The sequence below is a fragment of the Streptomyces roseoviridis genome, from assembly GCF_039535235.1.
In the GTDB taxonomy this organism is placed as follows: Bacteria; Actinomycetota; Actinomycetes; order Streptomycetales; family Streptomycetaceae; genus Streptomyces; species Streptomyces roseoviridis.
The window spans coordinates 270,563-293,236 of record NZ_BAAAWU010000001.1; the positions used below are offsets into that span (position 1 = coordinate 270,563).

Sequence of the window (22,674 nt, forward strand, 5' to 3'; positions counted from 1 at the left end):
CCGAGGAAACTATTCAACGGACTGCTAGTTTGTCCGGATGTCTCTCAAGCACGCTGTCCTGGCGGCTCTCCTGGAGGGAGAGGCGTCGGGGTACGACCTGGCCAAGCTCTTCGACGTGTCCGTGGCCGACTTCTGGGCGGCGACGCCGCAGCAGCTCTACCGGGAGTTGGAGCGGCTCTCCGAGGCCGGTCTCATCGCCGCCCGGGTGGTGCAGCAGGAACGCCGCCCCAACAAGCGCATGTTCACCCTCACCGAGGCGGGCCGGCGGGACCTCGTGGCGTACACCGCGCATCCGCCGAGGCCGACGGCGGTGCGGGACGAGCTGATGGTGCAGGTGCAGGCCTGCGACGAGGGCGACACCGCGGCGGTCCGCGCCCATGTGCGGGAACGGATGGAGCACGCCCGGGCGAAGCTCGCGCGCTACGGGCGGATGCGTGAGCGGCTGCTCGACGGGCGGGACGAGGACGTGTACCTGCGCGAGGCCGACCGGGTGGGACCGTATCTGACGCTGCTGCGCGGCATCGCCTTCGAGGAGGAGAACGTGCGCTGGGGCGAGCGGGCCCTGACGATTCTCGCCGAGCGGGAGGCCGCCCGGGGGTAGGCGCGGCGCCGGCCCCCGGCGCGCAGGGCTGGTGACGCCCGTGGCTACCGTGGGGTAGCGTCCGTGCGCATGAACGTCGGTGACATCGTCGAGGACTTCACCCTTCCGGACGAGACGGGGCAGGCCCGTTCGCTCTCCGGGCTGCTGGCCGAAGGTCCTGTCGTCCTCTTCTTCTACCCGGCGGCGCTCACTCCGGGCTGCACCGCGGAGGCCTGCCACTTCCGTGACCTCGCGGGCGAGTTCCGCGCGGTCGGCGCCCGGCCCGTCGGCATCAGCACGGACGAGGTGGCGCGGCAGCAGGAGTTCGCCGACCGTCATGCGCTCGGCTATCCCCTGCTCTCCGACCCGTCGGGGGAGATCCGGGACCGGTTCGGGGTGAAGCGGGGGTTCTCGCTCGCGCCGACGAAGCGGGTCACCTTCGTCATCGACGAGGACCGCAGGGTGCTTGAGGTCGTCCGCAGCGAACTGCGGATGAGCGCGCACGCCGACAAGGCGCTGGCAGCGCTCCGGGCCCGCGTCAGGGACTGAGGCGGCCGGCCCGGGTGGACCTGCGGCCCGCCGCGCACCGGGCACCGCCGGTCCCGGGCGCCCCTGAGCGGCGGAGCTCCGGCGGGCCGTACGACGGGTCGCACGGGGCCTCGAGGGCGCGGGACAGTCCAGACGCACACGGACGTCGGCGCAGCGCACGCGGAGCCGAGCACGACGTGCGAGGTGGTGCGGGCTCGACCACACTCGCTGGTACAGGCGGCCGACCGGGCCCGCGCGGGACGACCGAGCGGAGTGCCGGCGTGCACGACGCTCCGCTGCCCGGCCCCCTCCGCGGCCACGAACGCGGCGGGTGGGCCGGGACGGCCGTCGCGGACGAGGGTTCGAGAAGGCGAAGGCGAAGGCGAAGGCGAAGGCGAGGGTCCGGTCCTGATCCGTTCACCCGGCGAGGAGGAGACGCCGGCCCGGCTCTCCCGCTCGCTGCTTCGCGAGGCGGTGGCCGAGCCGGGCCGGCTGCCCGAGCTGATCGCCGCGGCCGGGCCGAGCCGGCTCGGCCCACGGGCCGGACGGACGGTCCTGCGGCTGCGCCACGACCTGCCGGAGGCGCCCCCGGACGAGCTGCGCGCCCGTGTGGTGGCGCGGGGCGAGCGGACCGTGGCGGCCGAGGGCGCGTTCGTGGGCGGGCCGTTCCTCGTCCTCGTCCCGTTCGCGTTCTGCGCGGCGCTGCTGTCACAGGCGCGTACGATCCTGGAGCTCGCGGCCCTGGAGGGCCGTGACCCGGCGGATCCCGAACGCGGCGCCGAACTCCTCTTCCTCCAGGGCGTGTACGAGGACGTCGACGCCGCACGCGCGGCCCTCAGCTCCCCGGACCGCGCCGACGGGAACGGCGGGAGCGGAGGGAGCGGGGGCGATGACCGGGGCCAGGGCCGGGACGAGGACCGGGACGAGGACCGGGGCGATGACCGGGACGAGGACCGGGAAGGTGACCGGAAGGGGGGCCGGCGCAGGAAGCGGCGGCCCGGCCGGATCGCCGCCCTGTGGGACCTGAGCCTGCGGATGGCCCGCCTGCTCGGCGTCCTCACGCCCACGAACGAGGACGCCGGTCTGCTCGCGCGGATCGGGGGCTGGGCGCTGTCGGCGGCGGTGTTCCTGACCGGGCTGGTGGCGCCGCTGGTGTGGCTGCCGTACCTGGCCTTCACGTACCGCCGCAACACGGCGCGGCTCCTGGACCGAGCGACGGTCTTCTACGCCGGAGCGCCGGCTCCGCGCGCCCCCGGTCGTGTCGTTCCGGCCGTGCTGCTGGCGCTGACGCGGGCGCTGGTCTCCCTGCTCGTACCGGCCGCGGCGGTGGCCGCCGTCCTCCTCACGGACCTGCGGATCGCCGGCGGCAGATGGCCGGTCCTCGGGATCGCCCTGTGCACGACATCGGTGCTGGTCGGCGGCTGGTGGGTGGGGCGCCGGCTGCGTTCGCGCCGCGGGTGAGGCAGGCCCGACGGCATTCCTGGCGGCTCCGGGAGCCCGTGCGTGGGCCAGGGGGTCGACGACAGGCGGGCACCGGCACGTGCGCGCGCCGACGCGGCGTGAGGGCCCCGGCAGACGTCCGTCACCAGGTGCCCGGCCCCGGTCGGGGCTGGGCGACGCGGACCGAGACCGTCCACGCATCACCATCGATCCTTCACGCTATGGCGCAACGCACCCGGATATTGCATAGTGATGCCGCGAATTCACCTCAGGATCAGCGGCAGGAGTGGCGGATGAGTGCGGCGCACGGAGCAGTGCGCGGGCCGGCGGGCACGGTCCGCGCGCTCGCCCTCGACATCGGCAGCTCCCGCACCCGGGCGTGGGCGCCGGGCCTGGGTGTGCTCGCCGACGTGCCGAGCGGCCCGGTCCGGCGCGGCCGGGTCATGGACGCCGGAGCGCATCACCGGCTGCTGCGAAAGGTCGCCGACTCGGCGTTCGGCGGCTCGGCGTTCGGCGGCTCGGCGTCCACCGGCCTGGGGGACACGGTCGTCATGCTCTGCCACCCGGTCCTCGCGGGCCCGGAACAGCGGGAGGCGGCCCGCCGGCTGGTGGCCGGGCTCGGCCCGGCCCGGGTCGTCTCGGTGGACAGCGCCCGAGCCGCCGCGGCCTATGCGGCACCGGCCGACGGGGGGCCGCTGCTCGTGGTCGACCTGGGCGCGGAACTCACCGAGATCACCCTGCTCGTCGACGGCCTGGTCCAGGACGCCCGGCAGGCCGAGGTCGGTCTCGACGACCTTCCGGAGCCGGGCGGATCCCCGGCCCCGGTGGTGCACGCGGCGGCGGACATGGTGACGGACCTGTGGCGCTCCGACCGCACCGGCGCCGTCCGCGGAGCGCTGCGCCGCGGCGTCCTCGTCACCGGCGGCGGCGCCCTGCGCCTCGACCTGACGAGCCGCCTCGCGCTCCGCCTCGACGCCCGGCTCCGCCTCGCCAACCACCCGGCCACCAGCACCGTCCGCGGCGCGGGCCTGCTGTTGTCCTCGGCGCTGCGCCGGCCGGGCACGGCCCCCGGCCGCCGGGGGGCCATCGGAGCACGGCCGGACCGAACCCGCTAGCGGGCGATCCGCAGGACGCGGCGCTTCACGGCCATCCGCACCCCGGATGCGCCTCGCCCGGTCCGGCCGTGCGCGACCTCGACACGAGCGCCGTCGGAAGCCTGCCGGCCTGCCGCGGCACGGGGCGCCAGGCGGCCGGTCGCGAGCGATGCACTCCTCACCGGCCACGGTCGGGGCGACGGGTGACCAGCCGATCCGTCGCTGCCGCTGTCGGCGGTCAGCGGTCAGCGTCGCGACGGTGTCGGCGACGGGGGCGGGGGCGGCGACGGGGCCGGGGGGCGGCGGCCTGACCACGGCCTCGATGCCTGCCACACCCTGCTGCTCCGGCGGACGCTGCCGGCCTGCCCGGGTGCCCGGCAGCGGGGCGGACCACCGGGACGGCCATCGTCTGGCGGCTCGTCGGCGGTGAGCGGGTCGGCGCGGCCGGCGCGCCGCCGGGTTCCCCGCAGCGCCCGTGCTCCACTCCCCCGTGGCCGGCAGCGGTTCCGGCGTCCCGTCGCCCGCACGCGTCTGCCGACTGACCCGTGCCCGCCCGCCTCACATTCCGGGTCCCTGCCGAGTCATCACGGTGTCGCTCCTCTCATCGGGGCGACGACAGGAGCGAGAGAGCGGGAGAGGACATCGATGAACGACTTCCAGGCCATCGCGGACCGCGTCGAGATCGAAGCACTGCGCGGCGAGTTCACGGACGCGGTGATGATGCGCGACCGGCCCCGTCTCGCGTCGTTGTTCACACCGGACGGTGTCCTGCGCATGCCGAACATTCCGGTCGAACAGATCGGCCGCGAGGAGATCATCGCCGGAGGCGAGCGGCTGCAGGGCCAGTGGGACTTCTTCGTGCAGAACAGCCACCCGGGCACGATCCGCCTCGACGGCGACACCGCGACCGGCCGCGCCTACGTCCAGGAACTCGCACGCACCCTGTACGGCCGCGGGCATCTGAACCACGCCGTCTACCACGACCGCTACCAGCGCACGGAGGAGGGCTGGAGGTTCGCCGAGCGGGTGTACGAGGTCAGGTACCTCGACACCTCTCCGCCGGCGGGCACGGCACCCCGCACGGCGCGAGGCGCCGAGGCCGGTGCCGAGGCCGGTGTCGAGGTGGCCGGTTCCAGTGTCGAGGCGGAGGCCGGTGCCGGTGCCGGTGCCGGTGAGGCGCAGGGAGCCGACCGCGCGGCTGCTGCCGCGTCCTTCACGGAGCCCGCCACGGACGGGGAGCTGGAGCGGGTGGCGGCCGCGCTGCGTGCCCACGGTTTCGTCGTCGAGATCCTCGACGACGCCGCGCAGGCACGCGTACGCGTCAAGGACCTGCTGCCCGAGGGCGCCGTCGTGCTGACGGGAGCCAGCGAGACCCTCCGGCTGTCCGGAATCGACGAGGACATCAACGCGAGCGGCCGGTACGACGCCGTCAGGCCGCGCCTCGCGGCCATCGACCGCGCCACCGGCGCCGACGAGATCCGCAGGCTGCTGGCCGTGCCGGACTACGTCGTCAACAGCGTCGCGGCGGTGACCGGGACCGGCTCGCTCGTCCTCGCCTCGGGCAGCGGCAGCCAGCTCCCCGCCAACGCGGGCGGTGCGGCCCACGCGGTCTGGATCGTCGGGGCGCAGAAGGTGGTGCCCGATCTGAGCACCGCCCTGCGCCGTGTCGAGGAGCACGTCCTGCCGCTGGAGGACGCCCGCGCCCGGCGGGCGTACGGGGTGCCCAGCGCCGTCAACCGGCTGCTGGTCCTCAACGCGGAGCCGCGCCCCGGGCGTGCCACCGTGCTGCTGCTGCGGGAGGCCATCGGTTTCTGACGGGGGCGATCCGCCCGTCCGGCCCGCTGAGGCGGGCCGGACGGGCGGACCCGTGGGCGGGATCAGCAGCCGGTGGCCCAGGTGTGCGAGTCACCCCGGTCGTTGGCGGCGCCGTTGTAGCCGACCTCCTGGCCGGGGGCCAGGCAGATCGTCATGGAGCCGCCCTGCCAGGCGGACTCGTAGACCCGGACGTAGTCCTTGACACCGGGTCCCGAGATGCCGTGGTTGGCCCACGACGAGTCGGTGTCGGCGATCCAGCTCTCCCACCAGCCGTCGTCGCCGCTCCAGTTGGCCCGCTGCCCGCCGAAGTTGGCCTCCTGCCAGGCGCAGAAGTGTCCGGAGGGGCAGTCGGCGGCCGCGGCCGGGGCGGTGAGGGCGAGACCGCCGGCGAGGGCGAGGAGTGCGGCGGTGGCGGGGCCGAGGAGTCGCTTCATGAAGCGTCGTTGCCTTTCTTCTGGGTGGCGTGCGCGGACAGCTCGGCTGCCCGCAGCAGTGCGCGGGCGCGCAGCTGCTCGTAGGTGGCGACCTGGTCGCGGCGCAGGGTGCGGACGGTGGCGAGTTCGACCGGTTCGAGCCGGGCCCGTACGTCGGCCAGTCCGCTCTCGCGGGTGCAGCGGTCGGCGACGGCCGGGTCGGGGCGGCCGGTGCGCGGCCCGCCCGAGGGGGCGGCGCATCTGGTCCAGCGGTCGAGGGCGGCTCGGTGCGCGGGGTCGTCCTTCATCCGGGCCTGGGCCTCGGCGCGCAGGTTGTCGACGGTGACCTGGGCCCGGAACCAGCGGGTCTGGTCGCCGTACAGGTTGGCGCGGGCGGCGGCGACGCAGCCGTCGCTGTTGGCGGTCACGGTGTGGCCGGTGGCGAGGGTGATCGAGAGTTCGCGGGGGTCCTTGCCGAAGAGGGCGGTCTGCAGGCGGCTGTCGTCGGCCGGGGCTCTGGCCTGGGAGACCGGTCTGAGGGCGAGGCCCTGGGCGGTGAGGCAGTCGACCACGAGCCGGTGCTCGGCGGCCTTGAGGATCCGGTCCTGTTCCGGCCGGGACGGTGGTGCGGCGGCGGGTGGGGCGGGCGCGGGGCGTACGGTGGCGCAGCCCGCGAGGACGAGTGCGGCGGCGGCGGTGAGGAGCGTCCGGCGGACGGCGTGGCGCATGGTTCTCCCTGGTGGCGGGCCTGGCGGTGGTGGCCGGCGGGTGCGGGCGCCGGTTTCGTGGCGATCAATGCCCGGTGCCGGGCGGGCCATGCGGGGGGATGCGGCGACTCACCCGAAGGGGTCGAACGCGCCGGAGCGTGCGCCGCCAAGAGGGCGTCCGCGGGGCGCGGAGGGGCGGGGGCCGAAGGGCCGGGAGACGACAAAGCCCCGGTTGGACGGGGGATTCCAACCGGGGCTTTTCGCCGTGACGTCTAGGAAGGGCGGTCACCTCTTGGGGGGGAACCTCGGGGACCGGGCCCCTTCACCGTCACATACAGATGAACGATAAACCTTCACCTATTGTTCCGGCATGTCCCCTGTGCCGCATGTGAGCCATCTCACCCTGTTTGGCCGCCGACCGGTCCGGCCGAGGCCGGGGACGCGAGGAGGAGCCGGGCCTCGGTCTCCTGGTCGCCGGATACGGACTGGAGGGACTCGATCTCGAACGTGCGGGCCAGGACCTTCTCGACCTCGTCGACGGCGTGATAGCCGCCGGTGAGCAGTGCTCCGACCTTTCCGGTGAGCCGGACGGGCGGGGACTCCTCGTGGCGGCCGCCGGCCGTGTCGAAGGTGGCCATCCAGACGGTGGGCCGGGGCCCGCCGGCCGCCTGCGGGCCCGGTGCCGTCACGTCCTCCAGCTGGTAGACGCGGTCGAGGACGTCGAAGACGGCCTGGGCGTCCTCCTGGCAGCATTCGCTCAGCTGCACGGTGACGTCGGTGTCGATGTGCAAGTCGTACACGGCGCTCATCTCCTCGCGGGTGCGGCTTCCAGCATCCCTCGCGGCGGCGCGTCCCGCGAGGTTCGTGGCACCGTGGGAGGAGGTGGACGGAGCGCGACCCGGGAGGCGGCGTGGCCGGAGGCGGAGAGGGGCCCACGAAGAGCGACGGGTGGGATGCCGACGGCCTGTACCGGGGCCGGCACGAGACGCCCGAGGAGAACGCGGACCGGCGCTGGACCGAGCTGATGCAGGAGATCCGGGTCGCCCAGACGGGCGTACAGATCCTCTTCGGTTTTCTTCTGACGGTCGTCTTCACCCCCCGTTTTCCCGAGCTGCCGCAGAGCGACCGGGTGATCTACATCGTCACGGTCACACTGGGCGCCGCGGCGACCGGTGCGCTGATCGGCCCGGTCTCCTTCCACCGCATCGTCACGGGCCGCCGGATCAAGCCCCGCGCGGTGGCCTGGGCCTCCCGACTGACCTTCGTGGGGCTCGTGCTGCTCCTCGCCACCCTGGGGGCCGCGCTGCTGCTGGTGCTGCGCGTGGCCACCGGGGCGACCTACGTGCCCTGGCTGGTGTCCGCTCTTCTGGTCTGGTACCTGCTGTGCTGGTTCGTGCTGCCCCTGTGGGTGCGGCACCGTCATACGAGCCGGCCGCGCGGCTGACGGCGCGGCGGCGGTCAGCCCCCCGCGAGGACCCGTTCGACGGTGTCCGCCTCGGCGGCGGGCTTGTCGGGCCGGTGGCGTACGACCCGGGCGAACCGCAGCGTCACTCCGGCCGGGTACCGGGTGGAGCGCTGGAGTCCGTCGTAGGCGACCTCCACGACCAGCTCCGGACGCACCCGGACGGTGTAGCCGTCGTCCTCCACGGCGAGTTCGCCCAGCCTCTCGGTCTGCCAGCGCAGCATCTCGTCGGTGAGCCCCTTGAACGTCTTGCCGAGCATGACGAAGCCGCCGTCGGCGGCGCGGGCCCCCAGGTGAAGGTTTGACAGCATCCCGGTGCGCCGCCCGTGGCCGCGTTCCGCCGCGAGGATCACGAGGTCGAGGGTGTGGACCGGCTTCACCTTCAGCCAGGTGCGTCCCCTGCGCCCGGCGACGTAGGGCGCGTCGAGCGCCTTGACGAGGACGCCTTCGTGACCGCGGGCGAGGGTGTCCCGGAAGAAGCGCTCGCCCTCGTCGACCGCGGCCGGGTCCCCGGCGTCGGCGACCACGGTGCGGCGCACCCGCAGCGGCTCGGGCAGCAGCCGGGCGAGCACGGCGTGCCGCTCGTGCCCGGGCCGGTCCACGAGCACCTCGCCGTCCGCGGCGAGGACGTCGAAGAAGACGGGTGACAGCGGCACGGCGGCTCGGGCGGTGGTCACGTCGAGGCGGGAGCCGACGCGGGAGGCGATGTCCTGGAAGGCCAGGGGCCGGCCGGTCGCCGGGTCGAGGGCGATCACCTCGCCGTCCAGGACGAAGGCGTCACCCGCCGTCTCCCGGGCGGTGGCGACGACCTCGGGGAGCCGGTCGGTGATGTCGTCGAGGGAGCGGGTGTAGACGCGGACGTCGTCGCCGCTGCGGTGCACCTGGATGCGGACGCCGTCCAGCTTCTCCTCGACCACGCAGGGCCCGAGGGCCGCGACGGCCTCGGTGACGCTGCCCGCGGTGTGGGCGAGCATCGGCTGCACGGGGCTGCCGACCCGGAGGGTGAAGCGCTCCAGGGCGGCCGGCCCCTCGGCGAGGACGGCCCGGGCGACCCGCGGCAGCGACCCTTCGAGCATGACGGCGCGCCGCAGCTCCCCGGGCGGGACGGCGGCCGCCTTGGCGACGCCTTCGAGCGCGACAGCGTCGAGGGCCCCCTGCCGGACCTCGCCGGACAGCAGCCGGAGCAGGAACTCCTGCTCGGGCAGGGTCGCGGCGGCCAGCAGGTCGCGCACGAGCCCAGTCCGCCGTGCCTGCGCCCCCGCCCCGGCGACGGCCGCCAGGACGGTCATCGCCGCGTCGGTGTCGGCCAGGGTGAGGGCGGGCCGCGCCGCGGGAGGCACGGCCGGCGGGAGGACGTTCTTGATGACGCTCCAGCCGACGCCGATCCGGCCCTGGGGAAGCCGCCCGGAGAGGTAGGCGATGACGAGCGGACTCTCCTCGGGCCGGGCCTCCGCGAACAGTTCGGCGAGCAGCCCGGTCTTCCGTGACCGCGCCGACGTGGCGGCGACCTGCCCCGACACTTCGGCGACTCGGGCAAGGAGCATGCGCCCATCCTGCCCGCGCGCCCGGCACCGCGCACCCCGGTCGGCCGATCGGACGCCCCGTGGCACACGTCCGGTGCCGCCCGCTCCGGCGGAGCCGCGAGCCCTCGCGGTCCGGACGTCCCCGGGCCGCTACCGGGAGCCGGCCTCCTTCCGTCTGCGCAGCCGGTCGAGCAGGCTCCGCCGGATCCGCCGCCCGGGCGGGCGGGTGACGGCCACCGGCCGCCCGTGGCCCGCCGGTCCGGGCCACGGAGCGGGCCGGCCTTCACCGGCAGGGACGGGCACGGCCTCCGCCCGTACGACGGACGCCTCGGCCCGGAGCGGGACGAGCCGCGCGGGGGGCCGGGGCGGAGTGAAGGGCGCGACGGGAACGAGAGGCCCGGCCGGGGGTGTGACGGGAACGAGAGGCCCGGTCGGGGGTGTGGTGGTGCCCGGGTGGGGTGCCTGGCGGTCGGCCCGGGCCTCGTCCAGGGCGAGGGTGAGACTCATCCGGTGCCAGAGGATCTCGTCGGGGTCGTCCGCGAGCAGCAGGCGGTCGGCGATCTCCCGGGCGGCCGGGGCGTTCGGCCGCCGGCCGGGCGGGCCGGGCCGGAACCGGTCCAGATAGGCGCGCTCATAGGGGTCGTCGACGACCTCGGCGACATGGGCCGGATCGAGGAGCGAGGCGATGGCGGCCGTGCGCGCCCAGGGGTCGTCGTCGGCCCGCAGCAGAATCCCGAGCCTTCGGGCCCGCCAGTTCCGGGGCCGCCAGTCCTCGCCGCCGTCCGACCGGGTGCGGACGTCCAGCGGCAGCCGGCCCGAGAGCAGCCCCGGATGCGTGAGGGCGAACTCGCTCAACTCCGCCGCCGGATACAGCCAGACGACGGTCCGGTAGCGGTTGACGTAGAACCGCACGGGACTGAAGTGGCCCGTCCTGGCCAGCCGGGCGAACCGGTCCCGGGTCACCGAGAGCAGCCGCGCGCCCTCGGTCGCCCCGACGGCCCTGACCCGCTCGCGCAGTCCGTCGGGGAAGTCGGGGGCCGCTCTGAGCCGGGCGATCTCGCTCCGGGCCACACGCCGCCGTGCGGCGGCGCCGAGCACGTCCACGGTGCCGGGACCCGCCCCTCGTCCTGGGGCGGTGCCGGGACCCGCCCCTGGTCCGGGGGCGGGTCCCGGCACCGTGCGCACGATCCCCAGGTGGACCGCCAGCTGGAACTCGTCGCGCGTCAGGGCCAGTTCCCGCGCGGCCCTCCCCGACGTCACGGTGCCCCCGTCGTCCGTCGCGGTCTTCTCCGCCGTCCCGTGCGTGGTCATGCGATCGGTCCTCCCCCGTATGCCCCTTCGGCTCGAACACTTCCGGGAAGGACCGTAACGCACAGTGACGACACCGCGCCTACCCTGTGGATAACTCGGCGTCCGGGAGGGTCAGAGTGCGCCCGCGCCCCTGTCGCCGGGCTGCCGCGCCGCCACGCCCAGGTGTTCGCCGACCCGGTTGACCAGCAGCGTCATCTCGTAGGCGACCTGGCCGACGTCGGCCTCGGCGGCGCTGAGGACGCACAGGCAGCTGCCCTCTCCGGCGGCCGTCACGAACAGCAGTGCCTCGTCGAACTCGACCATCGTCTGCCGCGCCCGGCCCGCCTTGAAGTGGCGTCCCGAGCCGCGGGCCAGACTGTGCAGGCCGGAGGAGACCGCCGCCAGGTGCTCGGCGTCCTCCCGCTCCAGACCGCTGCTGGCTCCGGTCACGAGCCCGTCGTTCGACAGCACCAGCGCGTGCCGTATCGAGCCGACCCGCCGGGTCAGGTCGTCCAACAGCCAGTCGAGTTCCTTGTCGAGCGCCATGCGTGTCCTCCCCCTGTGTGATGCATGCTTCGGCTCAGCCTTACGCACTGTCGTGGGCAGGGCAAGGACCCGCCCCGGCCGCCGTGTCCCCGCGTTTCCCGCCGGCCTCAGCCCACCGAGTTCAGGAGCCGCGCCGTGTGCATCCGTCCCGCGTGCTCGACGAGCCGGATGAGGACCTCCTTGCCCGAGTCGCGGTCCCGGGCGTCGCACAGCACCACCGGAGTGCCGCGGTCCAGGTCCAGTGCGCGCGAGACGTCACGGGCGCCGTAGGTGCGCGCGCCGGCGAAGCAGTTGACGGCCACGACGAACGGGATCCCGCGGTGCTCGAAGTAGTCCACGGCGGGGAAGCAGTCCTCCAGGCGCCGGGTGTCGGCGAGGACGACCGCGCCGAGCGCCCCCTGCGACAGTTCGTCCCACAGGAACCAGAAGCGGTCCTGTCCCGGGGTGCCGAAGAGGTAGAGGGAGAGCCCGGAACGGATGGTGATCCGGCCGAAGTCCATGGCGACGGTCGTGGTGGTCTTCTGCGCCACTCCCCCGGTGTCGTCCACGAACTCGCCGGCGCGGCTGAGCCGTTCCTCGGTGCGCAGGGGCCGGATCTCGCTGACCGCTCCGACGAGGGTGGTCTTTCCCACTCCGAAGCCGCCGGCGACCAGGATCTTCAGTGCGAGGGCCGTGGTGTCCACGCCTCCCGCCGGGGTGCTCTCAGAGCGCTCGTAGGCCATCGATGACTTCCCTCAGGATCCGTTCGTCAGGGAGCTGTGCGGGCGGGACGGGACGGCTGACCTTGACGAAGCCCGCTTCGAGCAGGTCGCCGAGGAGGACCCTGACCACTCCTACGGGCAGGTCGGCGTCGGCGGCCAGTTCGGCGACCGACTGCGTCTCGGCCCGGCACAGCGCGAGCAGGGCCCGGTGCTCGGGGCCGAGGAGGGACTCCTCGGCGGGGCCGGGCGGGTCGTCGTCGACGACGACGAGCGCGATGAGATCGAACCGTACGTTGCTCGGTCCGGGTCTGGTGCGGCCGCCGGTCAGGGCGTACGGCCGTACGAGCGGTCCGGCTTCGGCGTCGTACCACCGGCTGCCCGGGGCGGTTCGGCCGTCGCCGGTGCTGTCCTCGTTCATGGGGTCTCCGGTCAGCCGGCGGCGGGCGGCGGCACCGTGAGCCGCGGCGGGGTGTACAGGTGCTCGCCGACCCTCTTCACCAGGCGGGCCATCTCGTAGGCGATGAGACCGATGTCGGCGTTGACCGCGCTGAGCACGGCCAGGCAGGAGCCGTCCCCGGCCGCCGCCACGAAGAGGAAGCCGTCGTCCATCTCGACCATCGTCTGGCGCACGCCGCCGGTGTGGAAGTGGCGGCCGGCGCCCTTGGCGAGGCTGTGGAAGCCGGAGGCGATGGCGGCCAGGTGCTCGGCGTCCTCCCGGCTCAGACCGCTGGAGGCGCCGACGGCGAGGCCGTCGCTGGAGAGCACGACCGTGTGGCGGACCTCCCGGACGCGTGTGACGAGGTCGTCCAGGAGCCAGTCGAGCTCTCCGGAGCGGTGGTGGGCCGTCCTCTCGTGGTCGATCATTCGTCGTCTCCTTCGCTGCTGCCGTGTTCGGTGGATGGCTGCGGGCCGTGACCGGTGACCGGCGGGCGCCGATGGCCGGCCGGGGTGGCGCTGACCGGGGTCCCGCCGGCCGGGGTGCCGGGTGCCGGGCCGCCGCCGCGTCGCCAGCCGTCGCGGTAGGCGGACATCCGGTCCCTGACCTGCTCCGGGGTCCGCTCGCCCGCGCCGCCTGCGGGAGCGGGGGCGGCGTACGGAGCCGGGGCGGGGGCCTCGCGGAGCTGCGGTACGAGGCTCGCCTGCCGAACCCGGCGGGGCAGGTCGGCAGCGGCGTCCTCCGCCGGAGCGCCGGAGGCGCCGGACACGCCCGACACGCCCGACGCGCCGGGTGTACGGGGTGTCTGCGGGTTCTGCGGTGCCTGCGGTGCCTGCGGTGTCTGGGGTGACGAAGGGTCGGGCAGGGCCACCGGTGCGGAAGGAGGGGGCGGGAGGGACCGGCTCCGCCGGCGCAGGGCGGTCACCCCGGCCGGCGGACGCTCCGGCTCGGGGGACGCTTCGAGGGCCGGGGCGCGAGGCGGGTCAGGGGCAGCGAAGGGCGCCATTCCGGTGCCGGTGCCGGGAGCACCGGCCGGGACGGCGGCCGCGCGCACCGGGGAGGAGCCCGGAGGTGAGGCCGGGGCGGCGGAACGAGGGCCGGGTACGGAGGGCCGCTCGGCGTGCGGGTCCCCGGGCGCGGACGCGTCCCCGGGCGCGGGCGCGTGGGAGGGCCGGGGGGCTTCGGCCGGGGCCGTGCCGGCGGAGGCGCGGCCGGGCGGAAGGGCGCTCTGCAGCAGGTCGGTGGGGAGCAGGACGACCGCCGTGGTTCCTCCGTAGGGCGAGGTGCGCAGGTGCACCTTGATGTCGTGTCGCGCGGAGAGGCGGCTGACGACGAAGAGACCGAGCCGGTCGCTGTCGAACAGGTCCAGGGCCTCGGACTGGGTGATGCGGGCGTTCGCCTCGGCGAGGCTCTCCTTGCCCATGCCGAGCCCCCGGTCCTCGATCTCCAGGGCGTAGCCGTTGCCCACGGGTTCGCCGCTGACCCGCACCTTGGTGTGGGGCGGCGAGAACTGGGCGGCGTTCTCGATGAGCTCGGCGAGCAGATGGGTGAGGTCGGCGACGGCGCCGCCGACGACGGAGGTCTCGGGGAGGCGGCGCACCTCCACGCGCGCGTAGTCCTCGATTTCGGAGACGGCGGCGCGGACGACGTTGGTGAGGGGTACGGGCATGCGCCAGGCGCGGCCGGGGGCGGCGCCCGAGAGGATGATGAGGCTCTCGGCGTGGCGGCGCATCCGGGTCGTGAGGTGGTCGAGCCGGAAGAGGTCGCCGAGTTCGTTCGGGTCGTCGACGCGGCGCTCCATGCTGTCGAGCAGGTTGAGCTGGCGGTGCACCAGGACCTGGCTGCGGCGGGCGAGGTTGACGAAGACGCCGGAGATGCCGTTGGCGAGTTCGGCGCGCTCGACGGCGGCGGAGAGCGCGGCCCGGTGCACGGTGGTGAGCGCCTCGCCGACCTGTCCGATCTCGTCCTGGGGCGCGGGTCCCGGCGGGGCCTCGGCCAGGACGTCGATCTCCTCGCCGGCACGCAGCCGTCGCATGGCGGCGGGGAGTTTGCGGCCTGCGATCTCCAGAGCCCCGTTGCGGAGGCTGACGAGTTCGACGACGAGCCCTCGGCCGATGCGTACGGAGATCACGAGGGAGGCGGCCACGGCGGCGAGGCCGAGCACGACCGCCGCGCCACCGGTGCTCAACAGGCCGCCGCCGAAGGGCTCGTAGCGGTCCGCGGCGCCCGCGCGGGCCGCGTTCTCGACGGCGGCGATGCCCTCGCGTACGACGGCGTGGGCGGCGTCCCAGTCGGCGGAGGTCACGGCCTGGGCTCCGCGCCGGCCGGGCGCCGCGGCGCGGGCCCGTTCCTCGGCCGCGTGGAGCTGCCGGTAGGCGGGCTGTGCGGTGAGGTGACGCCAGGCGGTGCGCTGCGGCGCGGGCAGGTCCGCGGTGGCGGACTCGATCAGGGTGCGGCGGGCGACCACGGCCCCGCCGAACTCGCGGAGCCGTTCGGCGTCGAACCGGCCGGTGAGGTGGGCGGTGGTGAGGAGCACGTCCTCGCGGGCCAGCATCTCCGCGGCGCGGCCGAGTTCGAGCAGGACGCGTGCCTCGGCGCCGCCCCCGGTGTCCTCGATGCCGGCGAGGGCACCGGTGACGGCGAGACCCGCGGAGATGGCGGCGGTGTACTCCTCGTAGAGCCGGTCGCCGTCGGCCCGTCCGCCGGCGGCCGCGGTGCGCAGCCAGCCGAGGCCCTCGGCGCGTACGACGAACGCGGCCACGCGCGTCGCGACGTCGGGGGGCAGGCCGCCGCTGTCGCCCACGGTGTAGCGGTCGCCGAGGCGGAGCCGGGACAGGGCGGAGTCGGTGGCGTCGGCACGCTCCTTCAGCTCGGCGGCGCGCCCGGCGCCGGGGGCCGCCGCCTGGCGTACGGCGGCGCGCCGTTCCTCCTGGAGGGCGGTGATCGCGGCGGCGACGGGCTGCCGGACCTGGGCGTCGGCGGACTGCAGGAGGCGGAGCCGGGCGATGTCCTGGGCGGTGGTGACGGTGGCGAATCCCCACAGGGCGAGCAGGGAGACGACCGGGACCATGAGCAGCGAGACGATCTTGGCGCGTACGGTCCGGGGCCGCAGCCCGCGGACCCCGCCGCCACCCGCCTCCACGCCTCTCGGCCGGGCGGACGGTCCCGGCCCCGCCGTGCCCCCTTCGCGCCCCCGGTCGTCCGCCGGCGCGGGGGCCACCGGGGTGGTCGGCGGGAAGGCGGTGGCGGGGTCCGTCTTCCCCGGCCGCGCGCGGGACGCCGTCTCGTCGGCGGGCGGGCCGGCGTGGGCGCGGCGTCCGCGGGCCGCCGTGGGCGGCCGGGCCGGGGCCCCGGCGTCGTCCGGGGTCCTGCGGGGAGTTCGCATGGCCTCCTCGTTCCTTCGTTCACGGGCCCGTGGGAGCGGCGGGGCCCGTCGGCGCTGGGCGCTGATGGGGACGTGACGTGTGGGAGGTGCCGTACGGGGGGGGTCGTACGGGGGACGCGTACGGGGGACGCGTACGGGAGATGCCGTAGGGCTTCAGGTGCGGGCGTCGTGTGCGGCGCCGGCGGTACGGCCGCCGGCCGGGCCGTACACCGGACCCGACGGGTGCGCGCGGGCGGGCGCGGCGGGTGGTTCGCCCGGGGGTGCCGCTTCGGGGTGGAAGCCGGGTGGTGCGACGTCCACGGCCCGCTCGTCGGGTGCCGTCAGGCGTCCGGCGGAGGCGTAGGCGGCCCGTTCGCCCGCCGTGGGCGAGAGGGCGACGAACGCCGAGGTGATGAAGAGGTAGGAGCCGAGGCCGACGGCGAGCGGGAAGATGAACTGCATGACGGTGGCGCCGGTGAGGGGGTCCGGGGAGGGGGCGACCTCGACGCGCACGGCGAACATGCCCGTGTAGTGCATGCTGCTGACGGCCGCGCCCATGACGAGGGAGGCGAGGGCGACGGCCGCCGGAGCGTGGATGTTCAGCGCCGCCCACAGGGCCGCGGTGGCGGCCGCCACCGCGATGAGGACCGAGAGGGCCACGAGGAGGGGGTCGTACCGCACCTCCCCGTGCAGCCGCAGTGCCGCCATGCCCATGTAGTGCATGCTCGCCACCCCGGCGCCCGTCGTCAGCCCGCCGATCAGCAGCGAGCGCCTCCGGTCCCGGCCGTAGCCGACGGCGAAGACGCCGACGCCGACCACGGCCATGGCGACGAGCAGGCTGAGGAGGGTGAGCGGGACGTCGTAGCGGATGTCGGTGCCGGTGACACCGAAGCCGAGCATGGCGACGAAGTGCATCGTCCAGATGCCGGTGCCGAGGGCGGAGGCCGCGGTGAGCAGCCAGTTGCGTCGCGAGCGGCCGGTCGCGTCGAGGGCGCGTACGGTGCAGCGCAGGCCGAGGGCCGCGCCGATGCAGGCCATCGCGTACGACAGCACGGGTGTCAGCCAGCCGTAGGCGGCGTGGTCCAGGTGTCCCATGACTCGGGGACGCTAGGCGCATCGGGGGCGCACCGGGGGCGCATTTCGCAAGGTGATGGAATATGACAGCGAGATGTTCCCGAACGATCAGCATGAGCTCGAACGTGTGCACAGATCGTTCACTCACACGAGGTGATGCGGACGGGGAGACTCACGCCTGCGAGTGATCGGTGCTGCGGGATCATGGGGCACATGAGCGATGACCCCACACAGGTACGGGAGTTCTTCGGCGTCCGCGCCGCCGACTGGGACTCCAGGTTTCCCGACGACGGGCCCGCCTACGCCGCCGCCGCCGCCGACCTCGGACTGCGTCCCGGCGACGCCGTGCTCGACGCGGGATGCGGCACCGGCCGTGCGCTCCCTCCGCTGCGCGAGGCGGTCGGGCCGACGGGGACGGTGATCGGGGCCGACCTGACGCCCGAGATGCTGGCCGAGGCGGTCAAGGCGGGGCGCGACCGGACCGGGACGCTGATCCTCGCGGACGTCGCGCGGCTGCCCGTGCGGGACGGCGCCCTCGACGCCGTGTTCGGGGCGGGGCTGGTCTCGCACCTCGCCGACCCGGCCGGCGGTCTGCGCGAACTGGCCCGCGCGGTGCGGCCCGGCGGCCGGCTCGCGCTCTTCCACCCGATCGGCCGCGCCGCCCTCGCCGCCCGCCACGGCCGGCAGATCACCGACGACGACCTGCGCGCCGAGCCCCAGCTCCGTCCGCTCCTCGCCGCTTCGGGCTGGGAGCTGCGCAGCTACGTGGACGAGGACCACCGCTACCTGGCACTGGCCGTGCGCCGTTCGGAGTGACGGTAGCGGTGAGCCCGTGATGCCGTATCCGGTGATCATGTGACCCGGTGACCGCGGGCCCGCGGACCCGTGTGGCTCTCCCAGGGCGGACCGTACTCCGACGGCGACACCGCCATCGCGAGGGCGGGCGTCGAGCTCTGCTGGTCCGACCGGCGTGTCCGAGCTCTCGCCCGCCCGCCGAGACGTTCTCCCGGCAGCTCTCGACGGGCGGGTTACTCACTGGTTAGGGTGCGCCGACGACCAGATGGGGAGGCTCACGTGAGTGGACCGGAAACCGCCGCGAGCGGCACGGAGGACGGCGACGACGACGCGCTGTTCGTGCTGACGGCGGCGCTGCTCACGCCCGCGCAGTTTCCCAGCGTGCTCGGGGACGACTATCCGGCGGCCTGTGCGGCGCTGCGGCTGGAGCCGTACGCGCAGGGGTACGGGCTCGTCCTCGGCCAGGACGGCACCGGGGCGCGCTGGACGGTGGTCGTCGACGACGTGTCGATGGTCGCGGTCGCCATCGCGTCCTGGGACTGCGGCATGGAGTACGACCTGTCCCCCGACGAGCGGTCCGTGGTGTCGGCGCTGCCGGGCTGGCCGCTCGCCGTCGCCACCTCCGCGCCCGGTCTCCCCGCGCCGCATGACCCCGTACCGCAGGCCGGTGACCCCGCGCCGCTCGCGCCTCCGGACGGGGCCGCGTGGGGGCCGGCCCAGCGGCGCCTGGGCGCGGACATGGTGGCGCTGCAGTGGAGCGAGTGGCGGGCCCGGATGGGTGACGACACGGTCGGGGACGGGGAGGCGGTCACGGCCGGACACGGAGCCGGAGACGGAGTCGGTAGCGGCGCCGGTGGCGCACGCGACGCGGGAGACCCGGGCGGAGACACCGGCGGCAGCGGCGCCGGTGCGGCGGCCGGTGCCGGGCACGGCACGCCGGAGGGCGGCCGCCCCGACCCGTACGACGGGGTGCGGCGCGCCCTGAGGGAGCTCGGCGAGTACGTGGTGCAGGCGCCTCCCGTCGGGCGGGTCCGGTCGAGCTTCGCCGGGGAGGGGGCCCGGATGCTGCGGGCCGACGGGCCGGGCTGGTCGCTGGTCGCGCGGACCGACGACATGGCGTTCGTCCTGCTCGACGACGAGCCGCACGAGGTGCTGCCCGTGACGCGCGGTCCGAAGCTGCCCGCGCTCCTCGAAGCGCTGGACGCCATGGCGGTCCGGCCGAGCTGAGCGCGCCCCACACGGCGAGGTGCTCCGAGGTGTGGTGCGGGCCCATGGCCGGGTGATCGTGTCGCCCGGAGGATGTGGCGACGCGCCGAGGTGTCCGCCGACGCATCACGGCGCGCGCCCGGCGCACCCGCGCCGGGCAGCCGCCCCGTACCGCCGTCCCCCGGAGGCCCGCATGCGCCGCCCGTTCCGAGGCGTACCCCTGCTCGCCCGCGCACTTCCCCCTCGACGCGCCCGGGGCGTTCGCCCGGTCGTCCCCCGAGGCGTTCCCCTGCTCGCCGCCCTCCTGGCGGGTCTCACCGTGCTCGGTCCGGCCTCGCCCGCCGGGGCGCGAGAGGCCGGGACGCGGGAAGCCGGGACGCGAGAGGCCGGTTCTTGCGCGCGCCAGGAACGCCTGGACGTGCCGGGGGCCGAGCACCAGGAAGCCGCGTGTCTGCCCGATCTGACGACGGCGGGGCTCGCGGGCACGCGGTACACGGACATGGCCGACCAGGCGGGTCTGTCCGCGAAGGGCACCGTCAACCCGTCCGGGGTGCCCGGCATCCAGATCGACGGCTACTTCCCCGACCGCTCGCGGCTCAACGCCACCCACGGGTGGGCGCACGACGCCCAGTTCGTGATCCGGCTGCCCGACCGCTGGAACGGCGGCCTCGTCGTCACCGGGGCCCCCGGCACCCGCCGGCAGTACTCCACGGACACGATCGTCTCCGACCACGTACTGGCGCAGGGATTCGCGTACGCCGCCACCGACAAGGGCAACACCGGGCCGGACTTCTTCACGGACGGGCGGGAGCCCGGTGACGCGGTCGCCGAGTGGAACCACCGGGTCACCGAGCTGACGAAGGCGTCGAAGCAGGCCGTACGGCAGCGCTACGGGACGGCACCGCGGCGGACGTACATGACGGGCGTCTCCAACGCCGGCTATCTCACCCGCTGGCAGCTGGAGAACCGGCCCGAGCTGTACGACGGCGGCGTGGACTGGGAGGGAGTGCTCTGGACCGCCCGCGGCCCCCACCTCCTCACCAGCCTGCCGGTCACCGTCGCCCGCCACTTCGGCACGGTCTCCGACGAGGACCTGATCGACGCCGGTTTCGCCCCCGGCTCGCGCTTCCTGTGGCCGTACCACGACAGGGCCTACTGGGGGCTGACGCAGAAGGTCTTCCGGGCCGAGTTCGATCCCTCCTACGACCCGGAGTGCCCCGGCCGGACGGCCGGTTCGACGCCGGAGCGGATCCTCGCGCCGTGTGCCTCGGACGCCTCGTACGACTACGCCGCCCGGCCCGCCCCGGTACGCCGGGCGGTCGCGAAGGTCGCGCTGACCGGGCGGATCGGCAAGCCGCTGATCACGCTGCACGGCGATCTCGACGCGCTGCTGCCCGCCGCCACCGACTCGGACGTGTACGCGCGGATGGTCGACGGCCGGGGCCGGGGCGCCTTGCACCGCTACTACACGGTCCAGGACGGCACGCACACCGACGGCCTGTACGACACCCACCCGGACCGGCTGCGGCCGATCCTGCCCTGCTACCGCTCGGCGTTCACGGCACTGCGGCGGTGGGTGGAGGCGGAAGTGCCGCCGCCCGCCGACCGTGTGATCGCACGGCCGGCGGGCGGTGACGTGGTCAACTCCTGCGCGCTGCGCTGAGGTCAGACCATCTCCAGGGGACGGTGCGGTCCGGCCGGAAGCTCGACGCGGATGGCGTCGCCCGGCCGCACCTCCCCTCCGGTCAGCACGACCGACATGATGCCCGCCTTGCGGACGATCCGTCCGTGCTCGTCGCGGCCGAGGACCCGCTTGAGCAGCCCGTGCCGGAAGTTGTCGATCTGCGCGCAGGGATTGCGCAGGCCGGTGACCTCCACGACGGCGTCGGGGCCGAGGTGCAGCCGGGTACCCGTCGGCAGACCGAGCAGGTCGATCCCACGGGTCGTGATGTTCTCGCCGAGCTCGCCCGGAGCGACGTCGAAACCGGCGCCCGCCACGTCGTCGAAGAGCTCGGAGTGGATCAGGTGGACCTGGCGCAGATTGGGCGCGGTCGGGTCCTTGGCGACGCGCGAGCGGTGCTTGACGGTCGTTCCGGCGTGGACGTCGCCCTCGACGCCCAGGCCGGCGAGCAGCGTGATGCTCTCCCGGTTGGGCTTGGTGAACGAGTAGACGCCGTTGCTGCTGACCGTGGTGACGGTGCCCGTGGCGGCGACGCCGCGGCCGTCCGTACCGGTGTCGGCGCCGGTGCGCGCGCCGGTCCGGGTCCCGGTGTCGCTGTCGATGTCCGTACCGGCGTCCGTGTGCGTGCCCTCCTCGGGCGTGTCCGGCATGTCCGTCGGGTCTGCGATGCCCGTGCTCATGACGTGGGGATCCCCCTTCTCCCGGGTACCGAGGCGTCTCGCCCCTTCGACCCTACGCGACCCCGCCGGCACGCAGCGGTGCCCCCACCTCGTGGAGGTGGCCGAGCGCCTGCCGGTAGGAGTCGACGAAGCCGGTCTCCGTGTACGGGATGCCGAGCGCCTGGCAGTGGGCGCGCACCGCCGGCTGGGCCAGGCGGAGGTGAGGCCGCGGCATGCTCGGGAAGAGGTGGTGCTCGACCTGGTAGTTGAGCCCGCCGAGGAACCAGTCGGTGAACGCCCCGCCGCGGATGTTGCGGGAGGTCAGCACCTGGCGGCGCAGATGGCCCCAGGAGTCGCCGTCCGGGTGGGCGTCGGGCGTCTCCATGCCCTTGTGGTTGGGGGCGAAGGCCATGCCGAGGTGCACACCGAGCAGCATCTGGTGCAGGAGGGCGAAGACCAGGGCCTGGAGCGGGGTCAGCAGGGCGAGGAGAAGGGCCGTGTAGCCGGTGATGTGGGCGAGGAGCAGGGCGCCCTCGACGAGGCGTTCGCGGCGGGTGCGGTAGGGGCCGGTCCGCGAGAGCAGGGCCTGGATCCCGTACACCTTCAGGGCGATGCCCTCCAGGGTGGTCAAAGGGAAGAAGAGCCATGCCTGGTGGCGGGTGAGCCAGCGGCGCAGGCCGGTGCGGCCGGTGGTCTGGTGGGCGGCGAAGACGAGGACGTCGGCGGCCACGTCCGGGTCCTTCTCCAGGTGGTTGGGGTTGGCGTGGTGGCGGTTGTGCTTGTCGTTCCACCATTCGCGGCTCATGCCGAGGAGCAGGTTGGCGTGGACCAGCTGGATGATCCGGCCGAGCCGGCGGCTGTCGGTGATCTGCGCGTGGCCGGCGTCGTGCCCGACGAAGGCGATGCGGGCGGAGAAGAGGGCGAGGGGCAGGGCGAGCGGCAGCGCCCACCAGGTCGGGCCGAGGAGCACGAGGCCGGTGACGACGGCGGCGACGCCGAGGAGGTTGGCCGCGATGCCGCGGGCGTACCAGCCGTGGCGGCGTTCGAGGAGGCCCTGTTGCTTCATGGTGCGCAGGAGCGGGGCGAACTCGCTGCCGCCGCCCCTGCCGTGACCGCGCGCCGGGCGGGCCGGGCGGTGGGGGTCGGTGGTCGCGGGGTGCGCGGCGGAGGGCTCGGTGAGCGTCGCGGTGGCCTGGGACATGCGGTCTCCGGTGTCCGTGGAAGTCCGTGGAAGCGGCCGTCGCGCGGGCCGCGCCGGCTACCGCAAACGTACGGAGCGGTGATCGCCCGCGGCCATGGCGGCACCACCCGGCCCTGCTCGGGGGGCGGCCCGGGGGCCGGGGTGGGGCTTGCCCCACCC

The 22,674-nt window shown here is 74.9% G+C and carries 21 protein-coding genes and 1 pseudogene; 9 read left to right on the plus strand and 13 right to left on the minus strand.

Annotated elements, in window-relative coordinates; genetic code table 11:
- The first annotated feature begins 37 nt into the window (after positions 1 to 37).
- The 5 genes from ABD954_RS01250 to ABD954_RS01270 all read left to right on the plus strand — a co-directional run bounded on the left by ABD954_RS01250 (position 38) and on the right by ABD954_RS01270 (position 5,457).
- Positions 38 to 601, plus strand: a complete 564-nt coding sequence (locus ABD954_RS01250) for a PadR family transcriptional regulator (RefSeq protein WP_345483838.1) — start codon at positions 38 to 40, stop codon at positions 599 to 601.
- A 69-nt stretch (positions 602 to 670) separates the two neighbouring features.
- Positions 671 to 1,129, plus strand: coding sequence for a peroxiredoxin (locus ABD954_RS01255; protein WP_345483839.1), 459 nt, complete (start codon positions 671 to 673; stop codon positions 1,127 to 1,129).
- Between the two features lie 453 nt (positions 1,130 to 1,582).
- Positions 1,583 to 2,569 carry a hypothetical protein gene (locus ABD954_RS01260; protein ID WP_345483840.1) on the plus strand — a complete coding sequence of 329 codons (987 nt, stop codon included), beginning with the start codon at positions 1,583 to 1,585 and terminating at the stop codon, positions 2,567 to 2,569.
- 272 nt (positions 2,570 to 2,841) lie between these two features.
- On the plus strand, positions 2,842 to 3,663 hold the full coding sequence (locus ABD954_RS01265) for a rod shape-determining protein MreC (protein WP_345483841.1): 822 nt from the start codon (positions 2,842 to 2,844) through the stop codon (positions 3,661 to 3,663).
- A 624-nt stretch (positions 3,664 to 4,287) separates the two neighbouring features.
- Positions 4,288 to 5,457 carry a nuclear transport factor 2 family protein gene (locus ABD954_RS01270; protein WP_345483842.1) on the plus strand — a complete coding sequence of 390 codons (1,170 nt, stop codon included), beginning with the start codon at positions 4,288 to 4,290 and terminating at the stop codon, positions 5,455 to 5,457.
- A gap of 62 nt (positions 5,458 to 5,519) precedes the next feature.
- Here the strand turns inward: ABD954_RS01270 and ABD954_RS01275 are convergent, their stop codons facing one another.
- The 3 genes from ABD954_RS01275 to ABD954_RS01285 all read right to left on the minus strand — a co-directional run bounded on the left by ABD954_RS01275 (position 5,520) and on the right by ABD954_RS01285 (position 7,386).
- Positions 5,520 to 5,891 carry a peptidase inhibitor family I36 protein gene (locus tag ABD954_RS01275; RefSeq protein WP_345483843.1) on the minus strand — a complete coding sequence of 124 codons (372 nt, stop codon included), beginning with the start codon at positions 5,889 to 5,891 and terminating at the stop codon, positions 5,520 to 5,522.
- Positions 5,888 to 6,598: a hypothetical protein gene (locus ABD954_RS01280; RefSeq protein WP_345483844.1), complete on the minus strand. Its 711-nt coding sequence runs from the start codon at positions 6,596 to 6,598 to the stop codon at positions 5,888 to 5,890. Before ABD954_RS01280 ends, ABD954_RS01275 begins: the two co-directional genes overlap by 4 nt.
- A 377-nt stretch (positions 6,599 to 6,975) precedes the next feature.
- On the minus strand, positions 6,976 to 7,386 hold the full coding sequence (locus tag ABD954_RS01285) for a hypothetical protein (protein WP_345483845.1): 411 nt from the start codon (positions 7,384 to 7,386) through the stop codon (positions 6,976 to 6,978).
- A 101-nt stretch (positions 7,387 to 7,487) separates the two neighbouring features.
- Between ABD954_RS01285 and ABD954_RS01290 the strand changes: the two genes are divergently transcribed.
- Positions 7,488 to 8,021, plus strand: coding sequence for a DUF6328 family protein (locus ABD954_RS01290; protein ID WP_345483846.1), 534 nt, complete (start codon positions 7,488 to 7,490; stop codon positions 8,019 to 8,021).
- A gap of 14 nt (positions 8,022 to 8,035) precedes the next feature.
- Here ABD954_RS01290 and ABD954_RS01295 read toward each other — a convergent pair whose 3' ends face one another.
- From ABD954_RS01295 to ABD954_RS01330, 8 genes and pseudogenes are all read right to left on the minus strand, one after another.
- The gene (locus ABD954_RS01295; protein ID WP_345483847.1) at positions 8,036 to 9,583 is read right to left on the minus strand and encodes an ATP-dependent DNA ligase; all 1,548 of its coding nucleotides are present in this window, start codon (positions 9,581 to 9,583) and stop codon (positions 8,036 to 8,038) included.
- 129 nt (positions 9,584 to 9,712) lie between these two features.
- Positions 9,713 to 10,873 (minus strand): DUF6397 family protein, encoded by a 1,161-nt coding sequence (locus ABD954_RS01300; protein ID WP_345483848.1) that lies wholly within the window; start codon positions 10,871 to 10,873, stop codon positions 9,713 to 9,715.
- Between the two features lie 111 nt (positions 10,874 to 10,984).
- Positions 10,985 to 11,398 (minus strand): roadblock/LC7 domain-containing protein, encoded by a 414-nt coding sequence (locus tag ABD954_RS01305; RefSeq protein ID WP_345483849.1) that lies wholly within the window; start codon positions 11,396 to 11,398, stop codon positions 10,985 to 10,987.
- Between the two features lie 107 nt (positions 11,399 to 11,505).
- On the minus strand, positions 11,506 to 12,120 hold the full coding sequence (locus ABD954_RS01310; protein WP_345483850.1) for a GTP-binding protein: 615 nt from the start codon (positions 12,118 to 12,120) through the stop codon (positions 11,506 to 11,508).
- Complete coding sequence (locus ABD954_RS01315) at positions 12,101 to 12,517, minus strand: DUF742 domain-containing protein (protein WP_345483851.1); 417 nt, start codon at positions 12,515 to 12,517, stop codon at positions 12,101 to 12,103. Before ABD954_RS01315 ends, ABD954_RS01310 begins: the two co-directional genes overlap by 20 nt.
- 11 nt (positions 12,518 to 12,528) lie before the next feature.
- On the minus strand, positions 12,529 to 12,963 hold the full coding sequence (locus tag ABD954_RS01320; RefSeq protein WP_345483852.1) for a roadblock/LC7 domain-containing protein: 435 nt from the start codon (positions 12,961 to 12,963) through the stop codon (positions 12,529 to 12,531).
- A complete protein-coding gene (locus tag ABD954_RS01325; protein WP_345483853.1) occupies positions 12,960 to 15,920 on the minus strand; it encodes a nitrate- and nitrite sensing domain-containing protein in 2,961 nt (986 codons plus the stop codon). The genes ABD954_RS01320 and ABD954_RS01325 overlap by 4 nt, the downstream gene beginning before the upstream one ends.
- Positions 15,921 to 16,232: 312 nt before the next feature.
- Positions 16,233 to 16,994, minus strand: a pseudogene (locus ABD954_RS01330) (MHYT domain-containing protein); the annotation flags it as partial.
- Positions 16,995 to 17,186: 192 nt separating this feature from the next.
- On the opposite strand from ABD954_RS01330, the gene ABD954_RS01335 reads away from it, so the two are divergent.
- The 3 genes from ABD954_RS01335 (at position 17,187) to ABD954_RS01345 (ending at position 20,637) form a co-directional block, all read left to right on the plus strand.
- The gene (locus ABD954_RS01335; RefSeq protein ID WP_345483854.1) at positions 17,187 to 17,789 is read left to right on the plus strand and encodes a class I SAM-dependent methyltransferase; all 603 of its coding nucleotides are present in this window, start codon (positions 17,187 to 17,189) and stop codon (positions 17,787 to 17,789) included.
- A 258-nt stretch (positions 17,790 to 18,047) separates the two neighbouring features.
- Positions 18,048 to 18,995 (plus strand): hypothetical protein, encoded by a 948-nt coding sequence (locus ABD954_RS01340; protein ID WP_345483855.1) that lies wholly within the window; start codon positions 18,048 to 18,050, stop codon positions 18,993 to 18,995.
- A 199-nt stretch (positions 18,996 to 19,194) separates the two neighbouring features.
- Positions 19,195 to 20,637, plus strand: a complete 1,443-nt coding sequence (locus ABD954_RS01345; protein ID WP_382746100.1) for a tannase/feruloyl esterase family alpha/beta hydrolase — start codon at positions 19,195 to 19,197, stop codon at positions 20,635 to 20,637.
- Positions 20,638 to 20,639: 2 nt separating this feature from the next.
- Here the strand turns inward: ABD954_RS01345 and ABD954_RS01350 are convergent, their stop codons facing one another.
- Together ABD954_RS01350 and ABD954_RS01355 are read right to left on the minus strand one after the other, a co-directional pair.
- A complete protein-coding gene (locus tag ABD954_RS01350; RefSeq protein WP_345491875.1) occupies positions 20,640 to 21,305 on the minus strand; it encodes an MOSC domain-containing protein in 666 nt (221 codons plus the stop codon).
- Between the two features lie 82 nt (positions 21,306 to 21,387).
- Positions 21,388 to 22,515, minus strand: a complete 1,128-nt coding sequence (locus ABD954_RS01355) for an acyl-CoA desaturase (RefSeq protein ID WP_345483856.1) — start codon at positions 22,513 to 22,515, stop codon at positions 21,388 to 21,390.
- Positions 22,516 to 22,674 lie beyond the last annotated feature (159 nt).